This is a genomic window from Sandaracinobacteroides saxicola (assembly GCF_014117445.1).
Lineage (GTDB): Bacteria > Pseudomonadota > Alphaproteobacteria > Sphingomonadales > Sphingomonadaceae > Sandaracinobacteroides_A > Sandaracinobacteroides_A saxicola.
In genome coordinates, this window is record NZ_CP059851.1 from 691,627 (window position 1) to 706,242 (window position 14,616).

General features: G+C 69.4%; 16 protein-coding genes and 1 tRNA gene. 7 read left to right on the forward strand and 10 right to left on the reverse strand.

Translation table 11 applies throughout. From position 1 onward, the window contains the following. Window positions 1-42: 42 nt before the first annotated feature. Together H3309_RS03455 and H3309_RS03460 are read right to left on the reverse strand one after the other, a co-directional pair. Entirely contained in the window at window positions 43-843 is an 801-nt protein-coding gene (locus H3309_RS03455) for a hypothetical protein (RefSeq protein WP_182297390.1), read from the reverse strand. Continuing rightward, window positions 840-998 (reverse strand): hypothetical protein, encoded by a 159-nt coding sequence (locus tag H3309_RS03460; RefSeq protein ID WP_182298890.1) that lies wholly within the window; start codon window positions 996-998, stop codon window positions 840-842. Before H3309_RS03460 ends, H3309_RS03455 begins: the two co-directional genes overlap by 4 nt. On the opposite strand from H3309_RS03460, the gene pdeM reads away from it, so the two are divergent. The 4 genes from pdeM to H3309_RS03480 are packed head-to-tail and all read left to right on the forward strand — an operon-like array spanning window position 997 to window position 5,215. After that, window positions 997-1,632 carry a ligase-associated DNA damage response endonuclease PdeM gene (gene pdeM / locus H3309_RS03465; RefSeq protein WP_243453827.1) on the forward strand — a complete coding sequence of 212 codons (636 nt, stop codon included), beginning with the start codon at window positions 997-999 and terminating at the stop codon, window positions 1,630-1,632. The genes H3309_RS03460 and pdeM overlap by 2 nt on opposite strands. A gap of 8 nt (window positions 1,633-1,640) precedes the next feature. After that, window positions 1,641-2,297, forward strand: a complete 657-nt coding sequence (locus tag H3309_RS03470; RefSeq protein WP_182297392.1) for a fumarylacetoacetate hydrolase family protein — start codon at window positions 1,641-1,643, stop codon at window positions 2,295-2,297. 52 nt (window positions 2,298-2,349) lie between these two features. Then, window positions 2,350-2,979 (forward strand): DUF1134 domain-containing protein, encoded by a 630-nt coding sequence (locus tag H3309_RS03475; protein ID WP_182297393.1) that lies wholly within the window; start codon window positions 2,350-2,352, stop codon window positions 2,977-2,979. A 46-nt stretch (window positions 2,980-3,025) separates the two neighbouring features. Next, entirely contained in the window at window positions 3,026-5,215 is a 2,190-nt protein-coding gene (locus tag H3309_RS03480; protein ID WP_243453897.1) for an LPS-assembly protein LptD, read from the forward strand. Window positions 5,216-5,222: 7 nt separating this feature from the next. Here the strand turns inward: H3309_RS03480 and H3309_RS03485 are convergent, their stop codons facing one another. Genes H3309_RS03485 through hisD form a run of 4 tightly spaced genes read right to left on the reverse strand, consistent with a single transcriptional unit; the run spans window position 5,223 to window position 9,443 of the window. Further along, window positions 5,223-5,969, reverse strand: coding sequence for an HpcH/HpaI aldolase family protein (locus tag H3309_RS03485; protein WP_182297395.1), 747 nt, complete (start codon window positions 5,967-5,969; stop codon window positions 5,223-5,225). Beyond that, window positions 5,966-7,114 (reverse strand): cobalamin-independent methionine synthase II family protein, encoded by a 1,149-nt coding sequence (locus tag H3309_RS03490; protein ID WP_182297396.1) that lies wholly within the window; start codon window positions 7,112-7,114, stop codon window positions 5,966-5,968. Before H3309_RS03490 ends, H3309_RS03485 begins: the two co-directional genes overlap by 4 nt. Beyond that, complete coding sequence (locus H3309_RS03495) at window positions 7,111-8,130, reverse strand: LacI family DNA-binding transcriptional regulator (protein WP_182297397.1); 1,020 nt, start codon at window positions 8,128-8,130, stop codon at window positions 7,111-7,113. The genes H3309_RS03490 and H3309_RS03495 overlap by 4 nt, the downstream gene beginning before the upstream one ends. After that, complete coding sequence (hisD, locus tag H3309_RS03500) at window positions 8,127-9,443, reverse strand: histidinol dehydrogenase (RefSeq protein ID WP_182297398.1); 1,317 nt, start codon at window positions 9,441-9,443, stop codon at window positions 8,127-8,129. The genes H3309_RS03495 and hisD overlap by 4 nt, the downstream gene beginning before the upstream one ends. A gap of 31 nt (window positions 9,444-9,474) precedes the next feature. Here hisD and H3309_RS03505 point away from each other — a divergent pair, with 31 nt between their 5' ends. Further along, the gene (locus H3309_RS03505) at window positions 9,475-10,227 is read left to right on the forward strand and encodes an SDR family NAD(P)-dependent oxidoreductase (protein ID WP_182297399.1); all 753 of its coding nucleotides are present in this window, start codon (window positions 9,475-9,477) and stop codon (window positions 10,225-10,227) included. A 201-nt stretch (window positions 10,228-10,428) separates the two neighbouring features. On the opposite strand, the gene H3309_RS03510 is transcribed toward H3309_RS03505, so the two are convergent. Then, a tRNA-Ala gene (locus H3309_RS03510) sits at window positions 10,429-10,504 on the reverse strand. Window positions 10,505-10,561: 57 nt separating this feature from the next. Continuing rightward, window positions 10,562-10,864: a hypothetical protein gene (locus H3309_RS17115; RefSeq protein WP_243453955.1), complete on the reverse strand. Its 303-nt coding sequence runs from the start codon at window positions 10,862-10,864 to the stop codon at window positions 10,562-10,564. On the opposite strand from H3309_RS17115, the gene H3309_RS03515 reads away from it, so the two are divergent. Further along, the gene (locus H3309_RS03515; RefSeq protein WP_243453898.1) at window positions 10,802-11,671 is read left to right on the forward strand and encodes an adenylate/guanylate cyclase domain-containing protein; all 870 of its coding nucleotides are present in this window, start codon (window positions 10,802-10,804) and stop codon (window positions 11,669-11,671) included. The genes H3309_RS17115 and H3309_RS03515 overlap by 63 nt on opposite strands. On the opposite strand, the gene H3309_RS03520 is transcribed toward H3309_RS03515, so the two are convergent. Next, a complete protein-coding gene (locus tag H3309_RS03520; RefSeq protein WP_182297401.1) occupies window positions 11,668-11,988 on the reverse strand; it encodes an FYDLN acid domain-containing protein in 321 nt (106 codons plus the stop codon). The genes H3309_RS03515 and H3309_RS03520 overlap by 4 nt on opposite strands. A gap of 98 nt (window positions 11,989-12,086) precedes the next feature. Here H3309_RS03520 and aroA point away from each other — a divergent pair, with 98 nt between their 5' ends. Continuing rightward, complete coding sequence (gene aroA / locus H3309_RS03525; RefSeq protein ID WP_182297402.1) at window positions 12,087-13,418, forward strand: 3-phosphoshikimate 1-carboxyvinyltransferase; 1,332 nt, start codon at window positions 12,087-12,089, stop codon at window positions 13,416-13,418. On the opposite strand, the gene wecB is transcribed toward aroA, so the two are convergent. Beyond that, on the reverse strand, window positions 13,325-14,518 hold the full coding sequence (wecB, locus tag H3309_RS03530; RefSeq protein ID WP_207791555.1) for a non-hydrolyzing UDP-N-acetylglucosamine 2-epimerase: 1,194 nt from the start codon (window positions 14,516-14,518) through the stop codon (window positions 13,325-13,327). The two genes, aroA and wecB, sit on opposite strands and share 94 nt — an antisense overlap. Between the last annotated feature and the right edge of the window lie 98 nt (window positions 14,519-14,616).

Consider the following 14,616-nt stretch of genomic DNA (forward strand, 5'->3'; position numbering starts at 1 on the left):
CTCCGCATTCTGCCCGGTCGCTTTGCCGCCGGCGGGCGCGGCTTACAAGCCCGTGCCGGTCGCCTCCAGGCAGTGCATCATGGCGTCCGCGGTCGCCGGCGCCATGACGATGAAGGCGCGCCGCCGGTCGTGCGCATCCTCCTGCCGCAGCAGCAGGCCCTCGTCGCACAGCCGCTTTACCCAGCGCAGCGCGGTGGTGGTGGGCACGGCGGCGGCGATGCACAGGCTGGACACGCTGACCATGCGCCCCTCCAGCCGCGCGGCGCTGAGGTCCAGCAGCATGTCCCAGGCGGGGTCGGCGAACAGGTCGGGGGGAAAGAAGCCGGCGCGCACCCGCCGCGCCTTGATCAGCGCGCGGATCGCCGCGGCATCGACCGGCACCTTGCGGCCCGCCGGCACCGGTTCCGGCAGCAGCCCGCCGAACATCGCGCCGTGCCCGCGGTCGGCGACGCTGCCGGGGTCGCCGAACCGCCGCAGGTTGGACCGCACCGTGCCCGGCGTCGCGTCACGCGGCAGGTAGCGCACGGCGGGCATGCCCAGCACCGCCGCCGCGGCGTCCACCGTGGCCGCATCCACCAGCAGCAGCGTCGGCTGCGCCTGCCAGGGGGGCGCGGCAAGCAGGCCCGCCAGCGCTTCGTCGATCCGGGCGGCGTCCAGGATCAGCAGGTCGGGCATGCTGCGCATCAGCGCGGCGCCCGCCGGCTCGCCCTCCTCCGCCACTTCCACCAGCAGGTCGAGATCGCCCAGCAGCGTCGGGTCCAGCGCGTCGCCCAGCAGGAGCGCCCGGCGCAGCGGCCTGTCCGAGACATGCCACGCCTGCGGCGAAAGGGATGAAGCGTTCATCGGCGCGCGTCTCCTGGCAGCACCGACCCCGATCCCTGTTCGGCGGTTCCGGCGGGAAAATCAATGCCCCCGCATTTCGGCTTGCCGCGCCGGCGCCGCTTGCGATAGAGGGCGACGATGCCCGGTGTTTCCTTTTCGTTCGCATCGGCCACCATGTATCCGCTGCCCTGCGGCGCGCTGTTCTGGCCGGCGGAATCGGCGTTGCTGGTGGCCGACCTGCACCTGGAAAAGGCGAGCTGGCTTGCCTCCCACGGCCAGCCGCTGCCACCCTATGACAGCCTGGACACGCTGCAACGGCTGGCGTCCACCCTCGCCGCCACGGCGGCGACGCGGCTGTTCGCGCTGGGGGACAGTTTCCACGATCCCGATGGTCCCGGCCGCTTGCCGGGGGATGCGGTGATGCTGCTCGACCGGCTGTTGCGGCAGCTGGACTGGACCTGGGTCGGCGGCAATCATGACGGCCTGGCGCCCGGCCGGCTGGGGGGACGGGTGGTGGAGGAAGCGCGGCTTGCCGGCGTCAGCCTGCGCCACATCGCCGACCCCGCGGAGGGGGGGGCGGAAATCAGCGGCCACTGGCACCCCAAGGTGCGCATCGCGCTGCGCACCGGGCGGCAGGTGTCGCGCCGCTGTTTCGCGCTGTCGGCGAACAAGCTGGTATTGCCCGCCTATGGCAGCCTGACGGGGGGCTTGCGGGTGGACGACCGCGCCTTTCGGGCCGCCATGCCCGCTGCGATCACGGCGATGGTGCCGCTGAAGAAACAGCTTTTGCAGCTGGCGGTCGCGGGTTAGGCAGCGCCATGCCCTATTTCCCGCCACCCCATGCCCGCATCTTCTGCGCCGCCGTCAACTATGGTGACCATCGGGCGGAAATGGGACGGGAGGAAAGCGACACCCATCCCATGCTGTTCCTGCGCACGCCGCAGTCGCTGGTGCCGGCGGGGAAGCCGCTGATCAAGCCGCCGAACAGCGACCGCTTCGATTATGAGGGCGAGCTGGCGCTGATCATCGGCCGGCCGGGCCGCCATGTGCCGAGGGCGGAGGCGCTGGCGCATGTCGAGGCCTGGGTGCCGTTCATGGACGGGTCGGTGCGCGACTGGCAGCGCCATACCGCGCAGTTCACGCCGGGCAAGAATTTCGACGGCAGCGGCAGCATCGGCGACAGCCCGGTGCCGGCGGCGCTGTTCGGGGATTATCGCCGCCACCGGCTGCTGACCCGCGTCAACGGCGAGGTGGTGCAGGAAACACCGGTCGACCGCATCCTGTTCGATGTCGAGACGCTGATCGCCTATGTCAGCAGCTTCACCGAATTGCGGACCGGGGACATCATCGCCACCGGCACCTGCGGGGGCGTGGGCGACAAGCGGGTGCCGCCGCTGTACCTGTTCCCCGGCGACACGGTCGAAGTCGAGGTTTCCGGCCTGCCAGTCCTGCGCAACGGGGTGGCGGCCGCGTGATTCGCCGCCGATGATTCACCCTCGATTCACCTTCGCTGGGCGAGAGGAAGCCATGCGCCCTGCCCTCCTCGCCCTGCTTCTCGCCAGCCCGGCCCTGGCCCAGACGGCGGCGCCCCAGCCGGCAACGCCCGCGCCGGCGGCCGCGCCGGCAGCCCCCGCGGCGGGCGCCGCTGCCGTTCCGTCCCAACCCGCCGGCAGCGCTGTCTATGAGAAGGACGACATCATCGCCGCGGCCGACGGTGCCTTTGGCAAGGGTGCCAAGGGCGTCGGTGCCGTCATCGAGAAGATCTTCATCGATCTCGGCAAGCCCAACGCCTATATCGTCGGGCGGGAGGGCTCGGGCGCGGTCGGGGTCGGCCTGCGCTATGGCAAGGGCACGCTCTATTCCAAGGTCGAAGGCGAGCGCACCGTCCACTGGACCGGGCCGAGCCTGGGCTTTGACGTGGGCGGCGATGCCTCGCGCACCTTCACGCTGGTCTATCACCTCGACGACACCGACGACATCTTCAAGCGTTTCCCGGCGGTCGAGGGGCGCGCCTATCTGATCGGCGGCATCAGTGCCAATTACCACCAGCGCGGCCGGATCATCGTGGTGCCGGTGCGGCTGGGGGCCGGCTGGCGGCTGGGGGCCAACGTCGGTTATATCCGCTACACCCGCGAAGGACGCATCCTGCCCTTCTGAATTGCGGTTGATGCACCGGATGGGCCTGCCTATGGCTGATGCCGTGATGCGTCCGCTCTTCCTGTCCCTGCTGCTCGCGTGCGCTTCGCCGGGGTTTTCGCAGGATGCGCCCCCGCCCGCGGCCAACCAGGCCGAGGAGATCGAGTTCAGCGCCAACCTGCTGACCTATGACGAAAATGCCGACCTTGTCACGGCGACGGGCGATGTCATCCTGACGCGCGACGGCACGCGGTTGACGGCGGATCGGGTGCGCTGGGAGCGGAAGACCGGCCTGGTCGAAGCCGATGGCCGGGTGCTGATCGTCGACCCCAGCGGCAACCGCGTGGTGGGGGACCGCATCGCGCTGACCGACAGTTTGAAGGACGGGTTCGTCAGCAACATCCTGCTGGTGCTGGAGGACGGCAGCCGGCTGGCGGCGGTGGATGGCGTTCGCAAGGATGAGGTGACGACGCTGAACCGGGCGGTGTACAGCCCGTGCGCGGTGGTCGATGCCAATGGCTGCCCGTTGCGGCCGGTGTGGCAGATCAAGGCACTGCGCATCGTCCATGATCCGGCGCGTGGCCTGGTGTCCTATCAGAAGGCGCGACTGGAGATGTTCGGCATTCCGCTGGTGGCGCTGCCCGGGCTGTCGCACCCCGACAATTTCGACCGCAACCGGTCGGGCCTGTTGGGACCGGATGTCCGCTTCAACCGTTTTCTGGGAGCGGAAGTTTCGCTGCCCTATTTCATCAGCTTCGCGCCGAACCGCGACCTGACGCTGACACCCTTTCTTTATACCGGCGTCAACCCGGTGCTGGGCGCCAGCTATCGCCACCTGTTCGATGCCGGGCCGATCGAGATCGGCGGCCGCATCACCTGGGCGCGCGGGCAGACGCTGGCGCCCGACGGCGTCAGCCTCCTTGATACCGCCAACCGGATCCGCGGCAATCTCGACATCAAGGGACAGCTGAACCACGGCGACGGCTGGCGCAGCACCTTTTCCAGCCGGCTGGCGACCGACGACAATTTCCTGGGGCGCTACCAGATCAGCTATGACGACCGGCTGCGCTCGACCTGGAACCTCGAGCATTTCGGGGGGCAATCCTATCTGTCGGTGCAGGGCTGGGCGTTCCAGGGGCTGCGTGCCACCGACCGCGCCGACACGACGCCGCTGGCGCTGCCGCTGGTGGATTTCCGCTGGCGGCTGCCGCTGCAACCGCTGGGCGGCGCGCTGATGCTGCATGTCAACTCGCTGAACATCCATCGCGCCGCCGGGCAGGACATGACGCGGGCGCTGGCGAGCCTGCAATGGGATCGCAGTTGGCTGTCCACCGCCGGCCAGCGCCTCACCCTGACCGCGCTGGTGCGCGGCGACGTGTACAACACCCGCAACGGCGAGCTGGCCGACCTGCCGCTCTATGCCGGGGAGAATGGCTGGAAGGCGCGGGCCATCCCGCTGGTCGCGGCCGACATCGAATGGCCGCTGGCCGGGGCGCTGTGGGGCGGCACGCAGACGCTGACGCCGCACATCCAGTTCGTGGCCAGCCGGGCGGGCGTGAACAGCGGCATCCCGAACGAGGATGCCCGCGCCATCGACCTTGAAGACATCAACCTGTTCAGCCTGAACCGCTTCCCCGGCTTCGACCGGTGGGAGGGTGGGGCCCGCATCACCTATGGCGCGACCTGGACCTGGAACGCGCCCGGCCTCGCCGCCAGCGCGCAGCTGGGGCAGAGCTATCGCTTTTCCAGCGAGGGCAACCTGTATCCGGACGGCACCGGCCTTTCGAACCGTTTTTCCGATCTGGTCGGCCGGTTCAACATCCGCATCGGCCGCTGGGTGGAGCTGTCGCAGCGGGTGCGCATCGACAATGAGAATCTGGCGATCCGGCGCAACGAGACCGACGTCACCTTCGGCACGCGCTCGACTTATGCCACCGTCGGCTATTTCAAGTACAACCGCAACATCAACCTGGAGGACCTGCGCGACCATGAGGAGCTGCGGTTGGGCGGGCGGCTGCCGGTGGGGCGGTTCTGGGCGGTCTATGGCGCGATCATCGTCGACCTGACGTCACGCGCCGACGATCCGCTGACGGTGAACGACGGCTTCCAGCCGATCCGGCACCGCGTCGGCGTCACCTACCTCGACGACTGTCTGGAGTTCGGCCTGTCGTGGCGCCGGGATTATGTCAGCAACATCAACATCCGCCGCGGCAACAGTTTCCTGTTCACGCTGAGCCTGAAGAATCTGGGGATCTGAACCGCGGTCAGGCGCGGACGCCGGCCGCCAGGGCCTTCGCGCCGGCCAGGAGGAAATCATGGTCGCTCGCCAGCAGGAACAGGCTGGCGCCCTTGCCGCGCCACAGCGCGGCATCGCCGGGGCGAGGCAGGAACATGCCGATGGCCTTGCCGGCGGCGCGGCCGGCGGCAAGGATGGCCTCGACGGCGGCGACGACACGCGGGTCGTCCGGCGAGGCGGCGTCGAGGCTGATGGTGAGGTCGGCGCGACCGATGAAGAGCGCGTCGAGGCCGTCGACGCGCGCGATGGCCTCGATCTCGTCGAGCGCCTCGGCATCCTCGATCTGCGCGATGACGGTGACGTGGGCGGCGTCGGCGCGGTTCGTGGCCATGGCGCGGGTGCCGAAGCCGGCGCTGCGGGTGGTGCCGGCATAACCACGCCCGCCGGGGCCGAAATGGCAGGCGCGGACGATGGCGCGTGCTTCCGCGGCGCTGCGGACGTGGGGGACGATGACGCCGGCGGCGCCGTAGTCGAGCGCCTGGAGCAGGTGCGCGGGGGCGGCGCTTTCGGGGCGGATGAGGACGGGTTTGGCGCCGGCGGCGCGGACGCAGGCGTCGAGCTCGGCGCGGCCGAAGGGGGCGTGCTCGGCATCGAGCACGAGGCAGTCGAGCGGGGAAAGGGCGAGCACCTCGGCGACGGTCGGATGCGGCGTTTTCAGCCAGGTGCCGACGGTGAGCGCGCCGCCGCGGACCTGCGCCTTGAAGGCGGGGTTCACGCGGCCGCTTTCCACAGGCGGGCGGAGGCGATTTCGGCGCCGTCGGCCAGCGTTTTCAGCTTGGCCCAGACGATCGCGGGATCGACCGCGCCGAAGCCGGCGAAGGTGGAGAAGCCGCAGTCGGTGCCGGCGATGACGCGGTCGCGGCCGACGATGTGGGCGAAGCGTTCGATGCGCTCGGCGACGACGCGGGGATGTTCGATGAAGTTGGTGGTGCTGTCGATGACGCCGGGGATCAGGATCTTGTCGTCGGGGATGATCGCGGCCTGTTCGACGAAATAGTTCCAGTCATGCTGGTGGCGGGGGTTGCTGGTTTCGAACAGCAGCCCGGCCGGTTTGGCGCGCATCAGCGTGGGCAGGATGACGCCCATTTCGACGTCGCAATGGTGGGGGCCTTCGTAATTGCCCCAGCAGACGTGCATGCGGACACGGTCGGCGGGGACGTTGCGCAGCGCGTGGTTCAGGACATCGACGTGGTGGCCGATGAGGGTGAGATAGTCCGCGTCCGAGCGGTCCTTGTACATCATGTGGCGGCCGAGGCCGAGATCGGGGCTGTCGAGTTGCAGCAGCAGGCCGGCGGCAACGATCGCTTCATATTCGGGGCGCATCGCCTCGGCGAGGGCTTCGAGATAGGCATCCTGCGTCGGATAATGGTCGTTGGGCTGAAAGAGGGCGATGACGCCGGGCGACGCGCTGTTCATGAAGGCGCCGTGGGGTTTGTGGCGTGCCATCGCCGCGGCGAGGTGGGCGAGGTCGTCGTGGAGCGGGGCGAGGGTGAGCGGTTCGACCGGGCCGACGCAGCGCGGGCGGCGGTAGCTGGGGGTGCCGCCGCCCTTCGCCTGGCGTTCGAGGAAGCTGGGGAAGGCCTCCAGGTCGGCGGGCGGGGTGCGGGGGCTGTCGCCGTCGAAGCCGGTGATGCGGTCCTTGATGTAGGTGGCGTAGGAAATCTTGCCCATTTCGCCGTCGGAGACGAGGTCGATGCCGGCGGCGACCTGGCGGGCGACGGCATCGTCCACCGCGGCAGCGATGACGGCATCGAACTGCGCCTTGTCCAGCGCGTCGCCGCGTTCCTGGGCGAAGATCAGGTCGGTGACGGCGGCGCTGCGCGGCAGGCTGCCGACATGGGTGGTGAGGATCCGGGTCATGCGGTCACTTTCAGGCGGGCGGAGGCGCCGGTGAGGATCTCGCCGGCGAAGAGGCGTTGTTCCGGGGTTTGCCCCGGGGTTTCGATGCGTTCCATCAGCATGGCAACCGCGGCGTCGGTCATGCGGCGGACGGGCTGGCGGACGGTGGTGACCTGATAGGCGTGCCAGGTGGCGGGGCCGACGCCGTCGAAGCCGACGACAGACAAGTCACCGGGCACGGCAAGGCCGAAATCGCGGCGCGCCGAATCGATGGCGCCGATCGCCATCACGTCGTTGGCGGCGATGACGGCATCGGGCAGGCCGGTGGCGGCCAGGGTGCGGAAGGCAAGCGCGCCGCTGGCATGATCGAAGGTGCCGCGTTCGAGGCGGGCATCGAAGCCGTGATGGCCGAGGCGGGCGGCCGCAGCGCGGACGCGTTCCTCCCCGACATAGCTGTCGGCGGGGCCGCCGATGATGGCGAAATCGCGGTGGCCGGCGGCGACCAGGCCATCGACGAGGGCACGGGCGCCACTGCCCGAATCGAAGCAGACGCTGGCGACGGGGGCGGCATCGCCGATGCGGTTGTAGAGCACGACCGGCACGCCGCGGTCGGCGAACTGCGCCAGCTGCGCGTCCGACAGGCGGGCGGCGACGATGGCGCCATCGACCCGGTAGCGCCAGACCTGGTCGAGCATGTCGTCCACGTCCGATTCGGCGGCGAGCGTGAACAGCAGCACGCGCATGCCGCGCGCCGACAGGCGCTGGGTCAGCTCGGCGAGCACCTCGGGATAATAGAGGTTGGTGAGGTTGGAGATGATGATCGCGGCAAGGTGGGAGCGTTTGGTGATCAGGCCCGAGGCGATGGCGTTGGGCGCATAGCCGAGGGCGCGAGCCGCCGCCATGATGCGGTCGCGCGTGTCCGGCGCGACGCTGGCGCCGGGGCGGAAGGCGCGGCTGACGGCGGATTGCGAAACCCCCGCCCGGCGGGCGACGTCATAGCTGGTGACGCTGCTGCCGGCGGGGGGTTTGGCGCTCATGCCGCTTCGGCGCGGCCGGCGTAGGGGATGTTGCGGCCACCGAAGCGGCGGACGCGGATGTTGGCCTGCTCGCCATGGCCGGCGAAGCCTTCGAGCGCGCACAGACGGCTGCAATATTCACCCACCAGCGTCGAGGCTTCGTCGGTCAGCACCTTCTGGTAGGTGCAGGTCTTGATGAACTTGCCCACCCACAGCCCGCCGGTGTAGCGCGCCGCCTTCTTGGTGGGCAGCGTGTGGTTGGTGCCGATCACCTTGTCGCCATAGCTGACATTGGTGCGCGCGCCCAGGAAGAGCGCGCCGTAATTGGTCATGTTGGCCAGGAAATAATCCGGGTCGCGGGTCATGACCTGAACATGCTCCGATGCGATGGCGTCCGCAATGCGCACCATTTCGGCATCGTCCTCCGCCACGATCACCTGGCCATAGACGTCCCAGGCGCGGCGCGCGATGTCGGCGGTGGGAAGGATGGTGAGCAGGCGGTCGATCTCCCGCATCGTGTCCCGCGCGAGCGCTTCGGAGGTGGTGAGCAGGATGGCGGGCGAATCGGGGCCATGTTCGGCCTGGCCCAAGAGGTCGGTGGCGCAGAGTTCGCCGTCGGCGCCGATCTCGTCCGCGATGACCAGGGTTTCGGTGGGGCCGGCGAACAGGTCGATGCCGACGCGGCCGAACAGCTGGCGCTTGGCTTCGGCGACGAAGGCGTTGCCGGGGCCGACCAGCATGTCGACCGGAGCCATGGACTGTGTGCCGATGGCCATGGCACCGACCGCCTGGATGCCGCCCAGGCACCAGATCTCGTCGGCACCCGCCAGCGCCTGCGCGGCGACGATGGCCGGCGCGGGCTTGCCCATGAAGGGCGGCGCGCAGGTGACGACGCGGGGGACGCCGGCCACCTTTGCCGTGATCACCGACATGTGGGCGCTGGCGAGCAGCGGATATTTGCCGCCGGGGACATAACAGCCGGCGGCGTTCACGGGCAGGTGCTTGTGGCCAAGGATGACGCCGGGCAGCGTTTCAACCTCGACATCCTTCATCGAATCACGCTGGAACCGCGCGAAATTGCGCACCTGCGTTTGGGCGAACTCGATGTCGTGGATGTCCTGCTTCGTCAGCTGGTCGAGGCAGGCCTGGATTTCCGACGGGCTGAGGCGATAATCCTCGCGGTCCCACTTGTCGAAGCGGATGGAGAGGTCCCGGACGGCGGCGTCACCCCGCGCGGCGATGTCGTCAAGGATCGTTTCGACGGTGGCACGCACATTGGCGTCCACCGCGGCGGCGGCACTATCGTCTATTCCGGTCTTCAGATATCGGGCCATGGGAACCTCCTGTGGGAAAGGATAACCGCGGATGACTGCGGATGCAACGCGCCATTTTTCCGTCGATCTCCAGGGCCGGGTCGCGGTCGTCACCGGCGCCTCGCGCGGGCTGGGGGCGGCGATCGTGCGATTGCTGGCGCACTGTGGCGCGACGGTGCACGCCGTGGCGCGCGGGGCGGAGGAGCTGGCAGCGCTGGCGGCGGACTCCGCCAATATCCGCCCTTGGGTGGCGGATGCGGCGGATGCGGGGTTCCATGCGGCGCTGGCGGCGATGGAGGTGGACCTGCTGGTGAATAACGCCGGGACCAATGCGCCAATGCCGATGGCCGACGTGCCGGACGATGTGCTGGACCGGGTAATGGGGTTGAACCTGCGCGCGGCCTATCTGGTGGCGCAGGCGGCGGTGCGATCGATGCTGCGGCACGGGCGCGGCGGCGCGATCGTCAACATCACCAGCCAGATGGGGCATGTCGGGTCGCCCGGGCGCACCGTCTATTGCATGACGAAGCATGGCCTGGAGGGGTTGACGAAGGCGATGGCGGTGGAGCTGGCCCCGAACGGCATCCGGGTGAACAGCGTGGCGCCGACCTTCATCGAAACGCCGCTGACGGCGCCGATGCTGGCGGACCCGGCGTTCCGGGCGTTCGTGACCGAGATGATCCCGCTGGGCCGGATCGGCAAGCCGGAGGATGTGGCGGCGGCGGTGGCCTATCTGCTGTCCGACGCCGCGGGGATGGTGACGGGGACCAGCCTGCTGGTGGATGGGGGGTGGACGGCGCGGTAGGCGCGCGCATGCAGCCGTCGGCAAGGCCGACGAGTCTGCCGGGGGAAGTGAAGAAAGAAATTGCGGGCAAAGCCCGCTCGTCGGGCGTGTCGCTTTTGTGGCTTCGCCGCAAAAGCGCACGCCGGCCGCGCACTGCGCAGAGTCTTGGCGCTTCAGAAAATCGCTTCGCAATTTTCTTCCACCGCCAAGCCTGCTTGGCGGTGGTGGAGCCTAGCGGGATCGAACCGCTGACCTCTACAATGCCATTGTAGCGCTCTCCCAGCTGAGCTAAGGCCCCGAACCAACAAACCGCCTGGGGGCGGGAGGCGCCGGTTACGCGGGATCGACACCCGAATCAAGCCGGATTCTGCGAAATGCGCACCGGTGCCAGCCGCGCCGTGCTGTCGGAAAAAGGCCTGATGACTGTTAAATGCTGTTCTTCTATGGTTGTCCGGTTCGGCCGTGTTGCGGCTTTCGGGGACATGGCATGGAGGTCTCGGCCCGTATCGAAGCGACGATCGAGGGTGCCGATTGCAGTTTTCCGCTGACCGCCGGACGCCTGTTCCGGATCGGTCGCCATGCCGACAATGATGTCGTGCTGAAAACCCATGCGGCGTCGCGCCACCATGCCACGATCCAAGGTGATGGCGTGGGCCATTTCCACCTGTTCGATGCCCGCAGCAGTAACGGCACGCTGCTGAACGGCCGGGTGCTGACCGGCGGCGAGCGGCTGAGGGACGGCGACCTGGTGGAGATCGGCGGGCAGCAGTTCTGCTTCCGGCAGTCCGCCCTGGAAGTCGGAAAGCGCGACGACTCCGCCTCCGAACATACCCAGTTCCTGGTCTCGCGCGACCTGGTGACGGTGATGGTGGTGGATATCTGCGATTTCACCGGCCTGTCGCGGCGCATCGGCGAGACGCGCATCGGCGGGTTGGTGAGCGACCTGTTCCGCACCTCGGGCGAGGTGCTGGACGGCAATGGCTGCTGGGCGAAGAAATATATCGGCGATGCGGTGATGGCGGTGTGGCGCCACCGCGAGCCGGTGCTAGAACCGATGCACCTGGCACTGTTGCTGCGGATTTTCGCGGAGTTCCTGCTGCTGTCACGCGACCTGGTGGTTCGGCATGCGCTGGGGGAGCCGATCCGCATGCGCATGGCGCTGAACGCCGGTTATGCCGCCACCGGCAACATGGGCAGCGCCGGCACCGCCGACTTCACCGCGATGGGCGATACGGTGAACAAGGCTTTCCGGCTGGAAGGCGGGGCGAAGGCGCTGGGCGCCGATGTGCTGATCGCCGCTGACATGATCGGCCTCATCCACCCGCGCCTGCCGGCGGGGTCGATCCCGGACAGCATCGACCTGCCGCTGAAAGGCTATGACGCACCGGAGCCGGTGCATGTCATGAGCTATGCCCAGGCGGGCGCGCTGGCGCGCGCCATCCTGGCCTCGGGCAGAGGCGATTAACGCTCCTCGTCGTCGTTGTCGCTGACCACCTCGGACAGGTCGTCGTCCCCGCCGATGTCCACGGCATGCTCGTCCGAGGGTTCCTCGTTGTCGGCATCGAGGTCCAGATCGTCGGTCGACAGGTCGGCGCCTTCGGCGGCCACGGCCTCGGGCTTCGCCGCCTCGAACGGCAGCGTCTGCTTCGATTTCAGGATGGGTTCGGGCACCCAGGCATGGCCGCAATTGATGCAGGTGACCGGATCGGCCACCGTCAGATCATAGAATCGGGTGCCACATTTCGGGCAGTTGCGCTTGCTGCCCCATTCCGCCTTGACCAAGGTTTCGCTCCAGACATGCGTGGACCGGCCGGGCCCTGCCCGCCGGAAAGAGGGCGCGCCTTGCCATAGGCCGCACCCGCTGTCAAAGCCTTGCGCCCATGCACGCCGCCCCCCGCCCCCTGACGCTTGCCGCGGACGGTCCGTTGAGCGGGCATGTCCGCGTGCCCGGCGACAAGAGCATTTCGCATCGCGCGCTGATGCTGTCCGCGCTGGCGGTCGGCACCAGCCGGGTGTCCGGCCTGCTGGAAGGGGAGGATGTGCTGGCGACGGCGGCGGCGCTCCGCGCCTGCGGTGCGGGGATTGACCGGCAGGCCGATGGCGACTGGCTGATCGATGGTGTTGGCGTCGGCGGGCTGCTGCAACCGCTGAACGCGCTGGACATGGGCAACAGCGGCACCTCGACCCGCCTGCTGATGGGGCTGTTCGCCTCGCATGCGCTGACCGTGACCTTCGTGGGCGATGCCTCGCTCAGCCGGCGGCCGATGCAGCGCGTGATCGATCCGTTGCGGCGGATGGGGGCGGACATCAGCGCCTCGCCGGGCGGGCGGCTGCCGTTGATGCAGCGCGGCCTGTGCCCGGCGATTCCGATCGTCCATGACCTGCCGGTGGCGTCGGCGCAGGTGAAGTCCGCGGTGCTGCTGGCCGGGCTGAACGCGCCCGGGGCCACCACGGTCATCGAACGCACGCCGACGCGCGACCACAGCGAGCGCATGCTGGCGGGATTCGGCGCCGAGGTGACGGTGGAGCCGGTGCCGGGCGGCAGCGCCATCACGGTTCGCGGGGGCGCGGAACTGCGGCCGCGGGATATCGTCGTGCCCGGCGATCCGTCCTCGGCGGCGTTTCCCGCGGTGGCCGCGCTGATCGTCCCGGGCAGCGAGGTGCTGATCGAGGGGGTCGGCCTCAATCCGACGCGCGACGGCCTGTATCGCGTACTGGCGATGATGGGGGCGGACATTGCGCGCGAGAATTCCCGCCTGGTGGGCGGCGAGCCGGTGGCGGACCTGCGGGTGCGGGCGGGTCCCCTGATCGGCATCGAGGTGCCGCCGGAGGTGGCGCCCAGCATGATCGACGAATATCCGATCCTGTTCGTGGCGGCCGCGCTGGCGAGCGGCCGTACGGTGATGCGCGGCATCGAGGAGCTGCGCGTCAAGGAGAGCGACCGGATCGCGACGATGGCGGCGGGCCTGCGCGCCTGCGGGGTTGAATGCGAGGAAGTGCCGGACGGGCTGATCGTGACGGGGCGGGATGGCGCGCCGGTGCCGGGCGGCGCGACGGTCGCCTCGATGCTGGACCATCGGATTGCCATGAGTTTCGCGGTGCTGGGGCTGCGCGCGGATCAGCCGGTCATCGTCGACGATGCCGCGCCCATCGCCACCAGCTTTCCCGATTTCCTGCCGTTGATGACCGGTCTGGGCGCCCGCGTCGGCTGAGCGCGGTGCAGCCAGCGCTCGATGACGGCGGCGATGCGGTGGCTGGCCCGGCCGTCGCCATAAGGGAAACAGGGGTCGAGCGGGGGCAGCGCGAGGGCGGCGTGCACCGCGCGGATGATGGCGTGGGTATCGGTTCCGACCAGCTGCGCGGCGCCCATGTCCACCCCTTCCGGCCGCTCGGTCGCTTCCCGCAGGATCAGCACGCGACGGCCCAGCGCCGGCGCTTCCTCCTGCAGGCCGCCGCTGTCGGTCAGCACCAGCGCGGTCTGGCCGATGAGCCAGACAAGCGCGGCATGGTCCTGCGGCGCGCACAGCAGGATGCCGGGGACATGGCCGAGAAGCGCCGTCGTCCGCTGTTGCACCGCTGGGGTGGGATGGACGGGCACGATCAGCCGGGCGCCGCCGCCGCGGGCAAGGGCGGCGAAGGCGGCGAGAATCGATGACAGGCGTTCGCCCTGATTCTCGCGGCGGTGGACGGTGGCCAGCAGCCAGGGCGGACCCGGTGTGGCGAGCAGCGGAAAGCGGGCGCGGAGGTCGGCGGCAAGGGCGGCCTGCCCGGCAAGCATCGCCGAGGTGGCGAGCACGGCATCGATGCCGCTGTTGCCGGTGACATGGATCCGACCGGCGGGAATGCCTTCGGCCCTGAGCGCGGCAGCCGCCGAGGCGGTGGGCGCGAAGTGCAGGCAGGCGAGCGGCGCGATCAGGCGGCGATGCATTTCCTCGGGAAAGGGGTCGGTCGGGTGCCCGGCGCGCAGGCCGGCCTCCACATGCGCCAGGGGCAGTTGCGCATAGGTCGCCGCGAGCGCGGCGCCGAAGGCCGAGGTGGTATCGCCCTGCACCAGGGTCAGCCGGGGCGCGTGTTGCCGGAACAGCGTTGGCAGGTGCGCGACCAGGGCGCCGACCAGGTCCGGCGGGGTGATGCCGGGGCGATGCAGGCCAAGGTCGATATCGGCCTGCAGGCCGGCCTGTTGCAGCATCGCTGGCGCGAGATGCGGATGCTGGCCGGTGGCGACGATCAGGGTGGGAATGGCGCGGGATCGCAAGGCGGTGACGACCGGGGCCAGCTTGATCGCTTCGGGACGGGTGCCGAACACGAGCATGACGGGAGCTTGGGCGAGCAGCAGTGACGCTTTCAACCGACCCTTCGATTGAACCAGCCCAGCCATCCTAGCGAAGCGGCAGGGCCGGTGCCAGCATA

Bases quoted from the DNA above. Each gene is read 5' to 3' on its own strand.
- H3309_RS03490 (WP_182297396.1), bottom strand. From the start codon at position 7,114: ATGACCCGGATCCTCACCACCCATGTCGGCAGCCTGCCGCGCAGCGCC.
- H3309_RS03475 (WP_182297393.1), top strand. From the start codon at position 2,350: ATGCGCCCTGCCCTCCTCGCCCTGCTTCTCGCCAGCCCGGCCCTGGCC.
- hisD (WP_182297398.1), bottom strand. From the start codon at position 9,443: ATGGCCCGATATCTGAAGACCGGAATAGACGATAGTGCCGCCGCCGCG.
- H3309_RS03480 (WP_243453897.1), top strand. From the start codon at position 3,026: ATGCGTCCGCTCTTCCTGTCCCTGCTGCTCGCGTGCGCTTCGCCGGGG.
- H3309_RS03460 (WP_182298890.1), bottom strand. From the start codon at position 998: ATGGTGGCCGATGCGAACGAAAAGGAAACACCGGGCATCGTCGCCCTC.
- aroA (WP_182297402.1), top strand. From the start codon at position 12,087: ATGCACGCCGCCCCCCGCCCCCTGACGCTTGCCGCGGACGGTCCGTTG.
- H3309_RS17115 (WP_243453955.1), bottom strand. From the start codon at position 10,864: ATGGCCCACGCCATCACCTTGGATCGTGGCATGGTGGCGCGACGCCGC.
- H3309_RS03505 (WP_182297399.1), top strand. From the start codon at position 9,475: ATGACTGCGGATGCAACGCGCCATTTTTCCGTCGATCTCCAGGGCCGG.
- H3309_RS03495 (WP_182297397.1), bottom strand. From the start codon at position 8,130: ATGAGCGCCAAACCCCCCGCCGGCAGCAGCGTCACCAGCTATGACGTC.
- wecB (WP_207791555.1), bottom strand. From the start codon at position 14,518: ATGCTCGTGTTCGGCACCCGTCCCGAAGCGATCAAGCTGGCCCCGGTC.
- H3309_RS03470 (WP_182297392.1), top strand. From the start codon at position 1,641: ATGCCCTATTTCCCGCCACCCCATGCCCGCATCTTCTGCGCCGCCGTC.
- H3309_RS03455 (WP_182297390.1), bottom strand. From the start codon at position 843: ATGAACGCTTCATCCCTTTCGCCGCAGGCGTGGCATGTCTCGGACAGG.
- pdeM (WP_243453827.1), top strand. From the start codon at position 997: ATGTATCCGCTGCCCTGCGGCGCGCTGTTCTGGCCGGCGGAATCGGCG.